Source organism: Massilia consociata (assembly GCF_042432755.1).
Classification (GTDB): domain Bacteria; phylum Pseudomonadota; class Gammaproteobacteria; order Burkholderiales; family Burkholderiaceae_D; genus Telluria; species Telluria consociata.
The window spans coordinates 209,628-222,491 of sequence record NZ_JBHLWP010000013.1; the positions used below are offsets into that span (position 1 = coordinate 209,628).

The following is a 12,864-nucleotide window of genomic DNA, read 5'->3' on the forward strand; positions in this document are numbered from 1 at the left end:
GCTCGACAACATCTCCTTTGACTGGTGGCGTACCGGAATCTCGGGTTACGCAGCCCATGGGGCCCAGGCAGAGTCTAGCATCCGGCCGGGCGCGGCCTCGCGCTGTTGCAGCGCTCCGCCCGCGCGCACACGGGGTTTCCTAGACGGCGACGATCTTCCGGTTGCCTGGCCCCGGCAGGGTGCGCAGCGTTTTCCGGACCGACGCCGTATAGGTTTTCGACGTCACGGTATTGACGTAGCGGTACTCGGCGCGGGTGTCGGTCGGCGTGACCGTGAGCACGACGAAACCGCGCGACGCCGTCTCGGCGTATTGCAGCGGCCCGATCAGCTGCTCCAAGCCGCCCCCCAGGGTAGCCGGTGCGACCGTGGGGAAGTAAACCTCGAAACCCGGCGAGGTCACGGACGGCACGCCGAATTCGACGCCGACCGCCCGGCCGCCGGCGTCCAGCAGGTCGCTGGCCCACGCATTGTGGGTATCGCCCGCCAGCACGACCAGGTTCTTGTTCAGCGTGCGCGCCATGTTCAGCACCGTTTCGCGCGCGGCCTGGTAGCCGTCCCAGGCGTCGAGGTTGTACGGGACCGGCGTGGCGGCCAGCTGCTGCTGTTCCGCGGCGGTGAGCGCCACGCCGGCCTGCAGCTTGGCCGCGATCGCGAAATACGCCATGTAGCCCGTGGCGTCCAGCACCATCGGCGCCGGCAGCAGCATCCGCGCCATCAGCACCTGCTGGCCCAGGACCTGCCAGGTGGCGGTCGACCTGCTCATCTGGCCCTGCAGCCACGCGGTCTGCTCCTGCCCTAGCAGCTGGCGCGCGGGGTCGGACACGTCCGCCATGAAGGCGGCGCCGTTGAAGCTGCCGTCCGCGCCGGCATAGGCGGCATGGGCAAGCTGCTTGTCGCGGCCGATCACGCGGGTGTCGAGCATGTGCAGCGACAACAGGTTGCCGAAGTCGAACGAACGGTAGATCCTGTCCGGACGCGCAGGGTCCAGCTGGCGGATCGGCATCCATTCGTAATACGCCTGGATCGCCATCTGCCGCCGCCCTGTCCACAGCCCCTCGGTTTCCGGGGTGTGGTTTTCGGCGCCGTCGCGCCACGCATCGTTGGCCAGCTCATGGTCGTCCCATACGGTGATGAACGGAATCCGCGCATGCACGGCCTGCAGGTCCGGATCGGTGCGGTATTGCTGGTAGCGCAGGCGGTAATCCGACAGCGTGATGATTTCATTGGCCGGCTGCGACACGCGGCCCATGCTCGCGGCGTTCTGCGATGCGTAGCCGCCGGCTGCATACTCGTAGATGTAATCGCCCAGGTGCAGGCCGACGTCGATGTCGTCGAACTTCGCTGCATCGGCGTAGACGTTGAAGTAGCCGGCGGGGTAATTCGAGCAGCTGAACACGGCGAAGCGCACGCGCGACACGGCGCCGGTCGGCAAGGTCTTCGTGCGGCCGACCGGGGAGACGGCGCCCTCGCAACCGAACCGGTAGTAGTAGCTGCGGTTGGCGGCCAGGCCGGTGGCGTCGACCTTCACCGTGAAGTCCCTGGCGCCACCGGTGCTGGTGATGCCCGAAGCGACGGTCCTCGTGAATGCGCTGTCCTCCGCCACTTCCCAGGCAACGTCGATGTCGCCCGTGCCGGCGGCCGTGACGCGCGTCCAGAGGATGACGCGGTCGGCAAGCGGGTCGCCGCTGGCCACCCCGTGCGCAAAGCTCACAGACCGGTGGCTTGAATCGCCGCCGCAACCGGCCAGCGCAATCGTGGCGACGGCGACAGTGCCGAGGGAGAAGTTTCGGATGAATTTACGACGCGAATTCGATTGGGTCATGGTAGGCCGTTGCCGAAAGTGAAAGACGGCCGCATGGTAACCAGCGCTCGTGACGCTCTCATGACCAGTGAAAGTGTGCCTGCTGCACAGCAAGGTATGCCACAGGCACGATGCGACAAACGGACCGGAACGGACCGATACCGGAGCTTGCCCTGGTAGCAGGGGCTGCTAGCGGGACGCTGCGCCGTCTGCCAGTTTGCGCAACACCGCGGGCGACACCGAATCGCCGCCGCGGTGCATGCTGTACAAGACCCAGACGTCGCCGGTATCGGCAGCGGCCGGCGCCGGACGGCGGACCAGGCGCAGGATGAAGTCGAGGGCGGTACTGGCGACGTGGGCGGAGGCCGGCAGGGTATGGGACATGATATTTCTCTGTGAAAGTGGATTTACATCCAATGTGGGCGCTTAAAGATAGAAATCAAATAGCCGTCCATAATGAACGCCATTCACCATTCAACTATCTCCAGTAGACGCATTCTGCTGCCACTCATCGCAGTTGTTGACGCCAGGTAACTGCCGCGCTCGGCCCTGCATTTGTGCAAATGCATTACATTTGCTACAATGCACCCCGCTGGCCAGTGCCAGCGCGCACATCCATCTCGCCAGAGACCGGCCCCGACAGTACGGGCCGGCGCTGTACCTGCCCCATGCGGGCAATCCGATCCACGCGGCAAGGTGCTTGTTGCTGCCCGCCCCAGCGTCGCGGGCACAACGCCTGCCTTCCCCGCCCCGTCAACTCCCGCCTGTCGGCTTCGCTACTGCTTCCCCTTGCAAGCGCGCGTGCCCGGCGGCCTGGCCCGGCGGCGCCGCACGCAATTGACAAGGAAGCATATGCAACTGCTCTGCTCTGCGGGCTTTATCCTGCTGATCGTCCTATGGGGGATCATTGCCCCCGACAACATGGCCGGCGTGTTCCAAACCATGCTCTCGTCCCTCACCCGCAACTTCGGCTGGCTCTACCTGTGGGTGGTGCTCGGCCTGGTGCTGTTCGCCGCCTACGTCGCCTTCAGCCGCTACGGCAACCTCAAGCTCGGCAGCGAAGACGACGAGCCGGAATTCTCGGTCGGCAGCTGGTTTGCCATGCTGTTCGCCGCCGGCATGGGCATCGGCCTGGTGTTCTGGGGCGTGGCCGAACCCGTGTCCCATTACGTCACGCCGCCGCCCGGCATTAACCCCGCCACGCCGGAGGCGGCAAACGCTGCCATGCGCTACGTGTTCTTCCACTGGGGCATCCACCCTTGGGCCGTGTACAGCGTCGTCGCCCTGGCGATCGCCTTCTTCCAGTACCGGCGCGGCGGCAGTCCCCTGATCAGTACCGTCACCAGCTCGCTGCCCTGGCGTCCGGTACGCGCCCTGTCGGGAGTGTTCAACGGCCTGGCGATCGTCGCGACGGCCTTCGGCGTCGCCGCTTCGCTTGGGGTCGGGGCGCTGCAGATCAACAGCGGCCTGCACGCCGTGTTCGGCCTCGACATCGGCCCGGGCTGGCAGGTCGCCATCATCGCCGTCACGGCCGCCATGTTCATCGCTTCCGCGGTGAGTGGCGTGACCAAGGGCGTCAAGATTTTGTCCAACGTCAATATGGTCCTGGCGGCCCTGCTGGCGCTGGCCGTGTTCCTGCTCGGCCCCACGGTCGCCATCATCGATACCCTGAGCAACACCCTGGGCAGCTACCTGAACGACATCGTCCGGATGAGCCTGCGGGCGACGCCTTTCCGCGACAGCACCTGGGTCGCCAACTGGACCATCTTCTACTGGGCCTGGTGGATCTCGTGGTCGCCGTTCGTCGGCCTGTTCATCGCGCGCGTCTCGCGCGGGCGCACCATCCGCGAGTTCATCGTCGGCACCGTGCTGGCCCCGTCGCTGGCAGCCTTCGTCTGGTTCTCGATCTTCGGCGGCACCGCCCTCTACATGGAGATCTGGGCGCACGTGCCCTTGAGCGAGGCGGTCAAGGCCGACCTGGCGACGGCACTGTTCGCCATGTTCGACGCCATGCCCTTCGGCCAGCTCATGTCGGTCGTCGCCACCCTGCTCGTGATCGTCTTCTTCGTGACTTCCGGCGACTCGGCCGTGCTGGTGCTCGGCATGATGAGCACGAACGGCAACCCGAACCCGCCTGCCCGCACCAAGCTCATCTGGGGCACCTTGATCGCCGGCATCGCAATCAGCCTGGTGCTGGCCGGCGGAATCAACGCCGTGCAGACCGCCACCATCCTGTTCGCCCTGCCGTTTGCGCTGGTGATCATCCTGATGGTGGTGGCCCTGTGGCGTGCGCTGGGCGAAGACTGGCTTGCCGAAAACCGGCGCGAACGCGAGATCCGGCGCCGCGTGCGCGAGCTGGCGGCGCGCCAGCCGCTCTGACATGGATGAAGGGACGTGCGTGCCTTGCCTGTGGCTGAACTGGTATCATGCGCGTTTTCGGACTTCGGCCCCGAGGCTGTCTGACAGCCCGCCCGTCCCTCACCCTACAGAACACCAAGAATGAATACTCCACAACACCTGCCCGGCTTCTGGAGCCGGCTGTCGATCGCCTTCGGCGCCCTGTTCAAGTCGATGGGCGACGCCGAATTCGCCGCGCGCGTGCGCGATGACCAGGTCGGCCCCACGGCTGCTCCCGCGCCTGCCCCTACTCCTGCACCGGCACCGGCACCGGCCCCGGCCCCGGCAGCCGCACCGGCCCCCGCTGCAGCGCCGGCCCCGGCATTGCGCGCCCCGACCGCCGAATCCGCCCTGCAGCTGCTCAGCCTGTTCCAACGCGAAGCCCGGCTGATCGACTTCGCCCAGGAAGACCTGAGCGCCTATTCCGACGCCGACATCGGCGCCGCCGCCCGCGTGGTGCACGAAGGCTGCGCACGCGTGCTGCGCGAGCACTTCACCATCGAACCGGTGCGCGCCGAAGCGGAAGGCGCACGCGTCACGCTGGAAGAAGGCTTCGATGCCGCCAGCGTGCGCCTGACCGGCAACGTGGTCGGCCAGGCCCCGTTCAAGGGCACGCTCAGCCACCGCGGCTGGCGCGCCACCAAGGTCCAGCTGCCGCAGCTGGCCGAGAAGCACGACGCGCGCGTGCTGGCCCCGGCGGAGGTGGAACTGTGAACGACCTGAACAACGCACCGCAGCCGGCGCCACAGTCGGCCGCGCAGTTGGCCCGCTACGCCATCGGCATCGACCTCGGCACCACCCACAGCGCCCTGTCCTATGTCGACCTGCAGGCCAGCGACGGCGAGAAGACCCTCGACGGCGTGCTGCCGATCCCGCAGCTGAGCGCTCCGGGCACCGTCGAAGCGCTGCCGCTGCTGCCCTCCTTCCTCTACCTGCCGCACCCGGACGAACTGGCGCCGGGCGAGACGGCGCTGCCGTGGAGCGCCGGCGGCGAAGGCTTTGTTGCGGGTGAGATGGCACGCAGCCGCGGCGCCACCACCCCGATCCGCCTGGTGTCCTCGGCCAAGAGCTGGCTGAGCCACCCGAGCGTGGACCGCCGCGCAGCCATCCTGCCGCACGACGCGCCGGAAGAAGTCTCGCGCGTCTCGCCGCTCGAAGCGTCCACCCGCTACCTGGCGCACCTGCGCCAGGCCTGGAACGCCGCCCATCCGGAAGCGCCCTTCGACCAGCAGCAGGTGACCGTCACCATCCCGGCCTCGTTCGATCCGGGCGCGCGCGAACTCACCCTCGATGCGGCGCGCAACGCCGGCTTCACGCCCAATCTGCTGGAGGAACCACAGGCGGCGCTGTACAGCTGGATCCAGGGCAGTAAAGGCGCCTGGCGCAAGCAGGTCAAAGCCGGCGACATCGTGCTGGTCGTGGACGTCGGCGGCGGCACCAGCGATTTTTCGCTGATCGCGATCCTCGAACGCGACGGCAAGCTGGAGCCGCACCGCGTGGCCGTGGGCGACCACATCCTGCTGGGCGGCGACAACATGGACCTGGCGCTGGCCCACTTCGTGGCGCGCAAGCTTGCCGCCAACGGCACCCAGCTCGATGCCTGGCAGATGCGCGCCCTCACCTACGGCTGCCGCAGCGCCAAGGAACACCTGCTGGCCGACGCCAACGCCACTACCTGGCCGATCGTCGTGCCCAGCCGCGGCTCCAAGCTCATCGGCGGCTCGATCCGCACCGAACTGACGCGCGACGAAGTCACCGCCTTCATCACCGACGGCTTCTTCCCGCGCGTGGAGGCATCGAGCAGGCCCGCGACGCGCCAGCGCGCCGGCCTGACCCAGGTCGGCCTGCCCTACGCGCAGGACGCGGCGATCACGAAACACCTGGCCGCCTTCCTGGCGCGCCAGGCCGGCGCCACCGCCGAGCTGGAAGGCTTCGGCGGCCGGGTGAATGCGGAACACACCTTCCTGCATCCGAGCGCGGTGCTGTTCAACGGCGGCGTGTTCAAGTCGAATATCCTGGCCCAGCGCGTGATGGACACCATCAACGACTGGCTGTACATGGAAGGCGCGGAGCCCGCGCGCATGCTCGAAGGCGCCGACCTCGACCTGGCGGTCGCGCGCGGCGCGGCCTACTTCAGCTATGCGCGCCGCGGCGGCGGCGTGCGCATCCGCGGCGGCACGGCCCGCTCCTACTACGTGGGCGTGGAATCGTCGATGCCGGCCATCCCGGGCATGGAACCCCCGATCGAGGCGCTGTGCGTTGCCCCCTTCGGCATGGAAGAAGGCACCGAACTCGAACTGCCGGGCCAGGAATTCGGCCTGGTGGTGGGCGAACCGGTCACCTTCCGCTTCTTCGGCTCCACCACGCGCCGCCAGGACCGCATCGGCGAGGTGCTGGAATTCTGGGGACCGGACGAGTTGCAGGAGATGAACGAGATCCAGGCGACCCTGCCCGCCGAAGGCCGCGTGGCCGGCGACGTGGTGCAGGTGAAGCTGCATGCGCTGGCAACGGATGCCGGCACGCTGGAACTGGCCGCGGTCTCGCGCGACGGCCAGCGCTGGAAGATCGAGTTCGACGTGCGCAACGCGCCGGACCAGCAGTGATCTTCAGTGATCCTTCAGTGATACATCATTGACGCCTCAGTGAACCAGTACCTCGTCAGCATCGACCTGGGCACCACCAATACGGTGCTGGCCTACGCCGCGCAGGGCGCAAGACAGGCGGCGGGCCAGGTCGAGCTGCTGGCCATCGACCAGCTGGTGGCGCCCGGCGAAGTGGCCGGCGCCCCGCTGCTGCCGTCGATGCGCTATCACCTTGCGCCAGGAGAGCTCGCTCCCGGCGAACTCCAGCTGCCTTGGGTCTCGCCGGACCCGGCCGGCGTGCAGCAGGTGGCCGTGGGCCGCCTGGCCCGCGTGCTCGGCGCCCAGGCGCCGGGCCGGCTGGTGGCCAGCGCCAAGAGCTGGCTGTCGCACGCGGGCGTGGACCGCATGGCGCCCATCCTGCCCTGGGGCGCGGAAGACGCCGATATCCCGAAGGTGTCGCCCGTGGCAGCCAGCGCCAGCTACCTGGCGCACCTGCGCGCCTGCTGGAACCGGCATTTCCCGACGTCGCCGCTGGAGCACCAGCAGATCGTCCTCACCGTTCCCGCCTCGTTCGACGAAGGCGCGCGCGCCCTGACGCTGGAAGCGGCGCGCATGGCCGGGCTGCCGGAACTGCGCCTGCTGGAAGAGCCGCAGGCCGCCCTCTACGACTGGCTGTACCGCCATCGCGCCACGCTGGCGCAAGACCTGGCGGGCACGCGCCTGGTGCTGGTGGCCGACGTCGGCGGCGGCACCACCGACTTCAGCCTGGTCAAGGTCGAGCTGGGCGAGGACGGGCAGCCGAAGCTGACTCGCATTGGCGTGGGCAACCACCTGATCCTCGGCGGCGACAACATGGACCTGGCGCTGGCGCACCTGCTCGAGGGGCGCCTCGGCAACGAGGGACGCCTGTCGGCCGGCCGCCTGGCCCAGCTCACGGAACGCTGCCGCGCGGCCAAGGAGCAATTGCTGGCGCCCGACGCGCCGGAGCAGGTCAACGTCACCCTGCTCGGCGCCGGTGCGCGCCTGATCGGCGCCAGCCGCTCGGCCGCCATCACGCGCGAGGACGTGCAGCGCATCGTCCTCGACGGCTTCTTCCCGCCGAACGCGGCGCAGGAAGCGGCGAAACGCGCCCGCGCCGGCATCGTCGAATTCGGCCTGCCGTATGCAAGCGACCCGGCCGTCACGCGCCACCTGGCCGGCTTCCTGCGCCAGCATGCGCAGGCGGCGCGCGAGGCGCTCGGCATCGAGGGCGACGCGCAAGCGGCCGATGCGCTGCCGGTGCCCGACACCCTGTTGCTCAACGGCGGCGTGTTCCGCGGCGCGGCGCTGGCCCGGCGCCTGGCCGATGTGCTGTCAAGCTGGCGCGGCGCGCCGGTGACCGTGCTGCACAACGAGGACCCGGACGTGGCCGTGGCGCGCGGCGGCGTGGCCTACTCGCTGGCGCGCGCCGGCCAGGCGCCGGCCATCGAAAGCGGCTCGGCACGCAACTACTATCTGCTGCTTGATGCGGAGCAGCCGGGCGATGGGGGCAACAGCGAGGGCAACAACGCGGGCAACAGCGTGCGCGCGGTCTGCCTGCTGCCGCGCGGCGCGCCGGCGGGCGAGGAGATCCGCCTGGAAGGCCGCAGCTTCGCCCTGCGCCTCGGGCGGCCGGTGCGCTTCCACCTGGTCTCGTCGAACGCCGACCCGGAGGGCAGGCTGCCCCGACCCGGCGACCTGCTGGACCTGCCGACTGCCGACATCATCCGCCTGCCCGCCATCTCCACCGTCCTGCGCGGCGGCGCAAAGGGGCGCACGAGCGACATCCCGGTGCAGCTGGCCGCCAACCTGTCCGAAGTCGGCACGCTGGAAGTGTTCTGCGTGGCCGAAGAAGACGCGAACCAGCGCTGGCGCCTCGAATTCCAGCTGCGCGGCGAAGCCAGCGAGCCGGTGGAAGACCTGTCACTGCCGCCCCAGCTCGATGAAGCCGTCGCCCGCATCGACCGCATTTTCGGCAACCGTTCGCAGCAGGTCGATGCGCGCGAGGTGCGCCAGCTGCGCGCCACGCTCGAGCACCTGCTGGGGTCGCGCGAGCGCTGGACCACGCCGCTGCTGCGCCGCCTGTTCGACGCGCTGCTGGCGCGCGCCAAGGGCCGCCGGCGCTCGGCCGAGCACGAACGCGTCTGGCTGAACCTGGCCGGCTATTGCCTGCGCCCCGGCTTCGGCCACCCGCTCGACGAATGGCGCATCGAGCAGCTGTGGGCCATGTTCGAGAACGGCGTGCAGTACCACAAGGACAGCCAGGTGCGCGCCGAATGGTGGACGCTGTGGCGCCGCGTGGCCGGCGGCCTGTCCACGGAAGCGCAACTACGCGTGCTGGACGACTTCGCCTTCAACCTGCAGGCCGATGCGGCCGAGCGCGGGCGCCGCCCGGTCACGCTGGTGGACGGTACCGAGGACGACATGCTGCGCGTGGGCGCTTCGCTCGAACGCATCCCTTCCGCCTACAAGGCCGAGATCGGCGAGTGGCTCGTCATGCAGATCATGGAGATGCCCACCGGCGCCAAGGTCGACGCCCGCGCCGCCGCCCGCTACGCACGCTACCTGTGGGCGCTGGGCCGTGTCGGTGCGCGCCAGTCCTTCCACGGCGCCGCGCACGAAGTGGCGCCCGCCGCGGCGGCGGAAAGCTGGCTGGGCCAGCTCTTCAAGCTCGACTGGAAGAAGATCGAACCGGCCGGCTTTGCCGCCACCCACATCGCCCGCATGACCGGTGACCGCTCGCGCGACATCGCCGAACCGGTGCGCGATGAGGTGCTGCGGCGCCTGGCCGCCAGCGGCGCACCGCCGGCCTGGCCGGCCATGGTGCGTGAGGTGGTCGAGCTCGACCAGGCCGTCGAAACGCGCATGCTAGGCGACGCGCTGCCGCCCGGCCTGAAACTGCTGCGCTGAGCGGCCGGCCTCGCGCCGCCCTCCTGGTCAACAAAACACGAAATCCTCGTTGCACCCGGGGATGGCGCGTAGTACACCGCCAAACGCGGGCCATGCAAACTCGGCAACGGGCATCAACAGCATCCAGAACGCAGACATGGTCGACTCCTTCAGGCAAGCTCAAGTTTCGCACACCTGTGCGAAATTATTTCAAAAAAATGGACAGGCAAGCCTGCCCTCCTCCGGCAACCCTATTCCAGGTCGCTGAAACTCTTGTACGTCGAAATCAGGCGGTTGAACGCCCGCTGCGCCCGGCGCGGCACCGCCTCGTCACGCAGGAAGCGCACGTCGTGCATCACGCCGAAAACCAGGCTGTAGATCTCGAATACCAGCTGCTCGGGCTCGGTGTCCGGCCGCAGGTGCCCAACCTCCATCGCCTGCACTACCGTTTTGCGCAATGACGCGCGCCAGCGCAGTACCCCCGCTTCGATCCGGTCGCGCAGCGAACCGGGCACGTCGTCGAATTCGAACGCTCCGGCCGCATACAGGCAGCCGCCGTGCGAGGTCTCGCTGCCGACCTTCTTCAGCCACAGGTTGACCTGCATGGACAGCCGCGGCAAGCCCTTGGGCGCCTGCAGCGCCGGCAGGAAGACTTCCTCGGCAAAGCGGCGGTCGTATTCGTCCATCACCGCATCCTGCAAGGCTTCGAGCGAACCGACCCGCGAGAACACGCCGCTCTTGCTGATGCCCGTGCGCTTCGACAGCTCGCCCAGCGACAGCTTGCCGATGCCTTCGGCCGCCGCCATGTTCACGGCGGCGGCGAGAATCGTGGCGTAAGTGGCTTCGCTCTTGGCGGTGACGCTTTTGACATTGGTGTCCATGTCCGCACTTTAGCACAGGCGTGCGAAACCACAAGAAGTATTTATCGATCAGTCAGCGTCACCTGTTTTCCCGAAACCTTGCCGTCAAGCTAACGGACTCGCCCTTTTTCCGATCGCCGCTACCATCCTTCCGGCCGCTGTGACTGCCACAGCCGAGCATTCCGCTTCCTTCAGGAGCAAGCATGGATTCCGAGAACAAGAAAACCGGCGAAGCCGTGGAGCCCTCGCGCCGCCGCTTCGTCAGCACCGTCGCCACCGGCCTTGCTGCCGGCGCCGCGGCCGTTCCCGCGATGGCCCAGCAATCCGGCGCCGCAGGAGCCGATAAGCAGCCGCCGCCGGGCCGCGCCCGCGAGGCCGCCGCGCGCTATCCGGCGCCGCCCTTCCCCAAGCAGGAACAGCCCTGGCCGGGCCTGGCCAGCAAGATGACGCCGCGTCCGGATCATGGCGAAACCACCTACCGCGGCAGCGGGCGCCTGGCCGGGCGCAAGGCATTGGTGACGGGCGGCGACTCGGGCATCGGCCGCGCCGCGGTGATCGCGTTCGCGCGCGAAGGCGCGGACGTGGCCATCAACTACCTGCCGGCGGAGGAACCGGACGCCCAGGAGGTCGTGCAGCTGATCCGGCAGGCGGGCCGCAAGGCGGTGGCGATTCCCGGCGATATCCGCGACGAGGCCTTCTGCCGCAAGCTGGTGGACGAGGCCGTGCGCCAGCTGGGCGGACTGGACATCCTGGTCAACAATGCGTCGCGCCAGAAATCGGTGGAATCGATCCTCGACATCTCGAGCGCGGACTTCGACTGGACCTTCAAGACCAACGTGTATGCGATGTTCTGGATTATGAAGGCGGCGCTGCCGCACCTGAAGCCCGGCAGCTGCATCATCAATACGGCCTCGCAGCAGGCGTACGACCCGTCGGAAAACCTGGTCGACTATGCGATGACCAAGGCAGCCGAAGTATCGCTGACCAAGTCGCTGGCCAAGCAGTTGGCATCGAAAGGAATCCGGGTCAACGGGGTTGCGCCTGGGCCGGTGTGGACGCCTTTGCAGGTGTCCGGCGGACAGACCCAGGAGAACCTGAAGAGCTTCGGCGGCGACACGCCGATGAAGCGGCCGGGCCAGCCGGCCGAGCTGGCCTCTGTCTATGTCACGCTCGCCTCGGACGAGGCGAGCTTCACCACCGGCCACGTCTATGGCGTGTCCGGTGGAGGCGGTACCTGACCGGTCCCTGAGACTGGCGCACGGGCCGGGGCCGGCCCGCGCGCTACGCCCCGGTTCAGCGGCGGCCGAACCAGCTCAGGCGGGCGAAAAAGGAAGTCATCGAACGGGTCGGGATCAGTTTGCCCAGCGGACCAGCGTAGTTGCAGCGCGAAGTGACGGTCATTTCTTTTCTCTCCGGAACATTACTTGGCAGAATAACCACGGCGCCCTTACCGCTCTGTGCGCTAACTCGCATAGCGCGACAGTTGTCCCCTGCCTGCCGCGCGCGCCGGTGCGCGATTGCGTCTTATCATGCGGGCAGCAAGGCTGGCCCCTGCCCTCGGCGGGTAGGCTCCCTGGCTTTGCAGGTACTGGGTTCACACCACCACAGGAGGATGCGATGAGCTACGCAGATCGTGACAGGTACGGCATGTACAAGGACACCAGCAGCACCGGTCCCGGTCCGGCGCTGATGGGCGCAGGCACGCTGATCGGTGACAGCGTCGTCAATGGACAAGAGGAAGACCTTGGCGACATCAAGGAGATCATGCTCGACATGCAGACTGGCCAGGTGGCCTATGCCGTGCTGGCCTTCGGCGGCTTCCTCGGCATTGGCGAAAAGCTGTTCGCCGTGCCCTGGCAGGCGCTGCACCTGGACACCGTGAACAAGCGCATGGTGCTCAATGTTGAGAAGGAAAGGCTGAAGAGCGCGCCCGGCTTCGACAAGGATGCCTGGCCCGACATGAGCGACGTGGGCTGGGCCAGCGGCGTCCACAGCTTCTACGGCACCGACCCGCAGCGCTCGGGCGCACCAAGCATGGGTCCCGGCTCGTCCCTGGGCGGGATGACCGGAATCAGCGGCGCCGGCTCGGCCATGGGCAGCGGCATGGGGTCGAGCATGGGCGCGGGGTCGGCGGGCAGCGGCTCGGTTGGCGCCGGCGCCGGCAGCAGCCTGGGCGTGAGCGTCGGCTCGGGCAGCGTCCACGGCGATTCCTACGGCGTCGGCGGCAGCCCGGACCCGCGGCCCGGGCATGATGGCGACGACAAGGATCTGAGCCGGATTCGCGGCAGCAATATCGGTTGATCCTGTAGGGTGGGCG

General features: G+C 68.3%; 9 protein-coding genes. 6 read left to right on the forward strand and 3 right to left on the reverse strand.

The window, feature by feature from the left end:
* Positions 1-139: 139 nt before the first annotated feature.
* Both ACFFJK_RS14285 and ACFFJK_RS14290 read right to left on the reverse strand, forming a co-directional pair.
* Positions 140-1,822, reverse strand: coding sequence for an alkaline phosphatase D family protein (locus tag ACFFJK_RS14285; RefSeq protein WP_379679995.1), 1,683 nt, complete (start codon positions 1,820-1,822; stop codon positions 140-142).
* A 168-nt stretch (positions 1,823-1,990) separates the two neighbouring features.
* Positions 1,991-2,185 carry a hypothetical protein gene (locus tag ACFFJK_RS14290; RefSeq protein ID WP_379679997.1) on the reverse strand — a complete coding sequence of 65 codons (195 nt, stop codon included), beginning with the start codon at positions 2,183-2,185 and terminating at the stop codon, positions 1,991-1,993.
* Positions 2,186-2,653: 468 nt separating this feature from the next.
* Between ACFFJK_RS14290 and ACFFJK_RS14295 the strand changes: the two genes are divergently transcribed.
* The 4 genes from ACFFJK_RS14295 to ACFFJK_RS14310 all read left to right on the forward strand — a co-directional run bounded on the left by ACFFJK_RS14295 (position 2,654) and on the right by ACFFJK_RS14310 (position 9,708).
* Positions 2,654-4,180 carry a BCCT family transporter gene (locus ACFFJK_RS14295; protein WP_379679998.1) on the forward strand — a complete coding sequence of 509 codons (1,527 nt, stop codon included), beginning with the start codon at positions 2,654-2,656 and terminating at the stop codon, positions 4,178-4,180.
* Positions 4,181-4,300: 120 nt separating this feature from the next.
* Positions 4,301-4,912: a DUF2760 domain-containing protein gene (locus ACFFJK_RS14300; RefSeq protein WP_379680000.1), complete on the forward strand. Its 612-nt coding sequence runs from the start codon at positions 4,301-4,303 to the stop codon at positions 4,910-4,912.
* On the forward strand, positions 4,909-6,801 hold the full coding sequence (locus ACFFJK_RS14305) for an Hsp70 family protein (RefSeq protein ID WP_379680001.1): 1,893 nt from the start codon (positions 4,909-4,911) through the stop codon (positions 6,799-6,801). The genes ACFFJK_RS14300 and ACFFJK_RS14305 overlap by 4 nt, the downstream gene beginning before the upstream one ends.
* A 39-nt stretch (positions 6,802-6,840) precedes the next feature.
* On the forward strand, positions 6,841-9,708 hold the full coding sequence (locus tag ACFFJK_RS14310; protein WP_379680002.1) for an Hsp70 family protein: 2,868 nt from the start codon (positions 6,841-6,843) through the stop codon (positions 9,706-9,708).
* A 230-nt stretch (positions 9,709-9,938) separates the two neighbouring features.
* Here the strand turns inward: ACFFJK_RS14310 and ACFFJK_RS14315 are convergent, their stop codons facing one another.
* On the reverse strand, positions 9,939-10,568 hold the full coding sequence (locus tag ACFFJK_RS14315) for a TetR/AcrR family transcriptional regulator (protein ID WP_379680003.1): 630 nt from the start codon (positions 10,566-10,568) through the stop codon (positions 9,939-9,941).
* A gap of 182 nt (positions 10,569-10,750) precedes the next feature.
* On the opposite strand from ACFFJK_RS14315, the gene ACFFJK_RS14320 reads away from it, so the two are divergent.
* Entirely contained in the window at positions 10,751-11,785 is a 1,035-nt protein-coding gene (locus tag ACFFJK_RS14320) for an SDR family oxidoreductase (protein ID WP_379680004.1), read from the forward strand.
* Between the two features lie 379 nt (positions 11,786-12,164).
* Positions 12,165-12,848 carry a PRC-barrel domain-containing protein gene (locus tag ACFFJK_RS14325; protein WP_379680006.1) on the forward strand — a complete coding sequence of 228 codons (684 nt, stop codon included), beginning with the start codon at positions 12,165-12,167 and terminating at the stop codon, positions 12,846-12,848.
* The last annotated feature ends 16 nt before the right edge of the window (positions 12,849-12,864 follow it).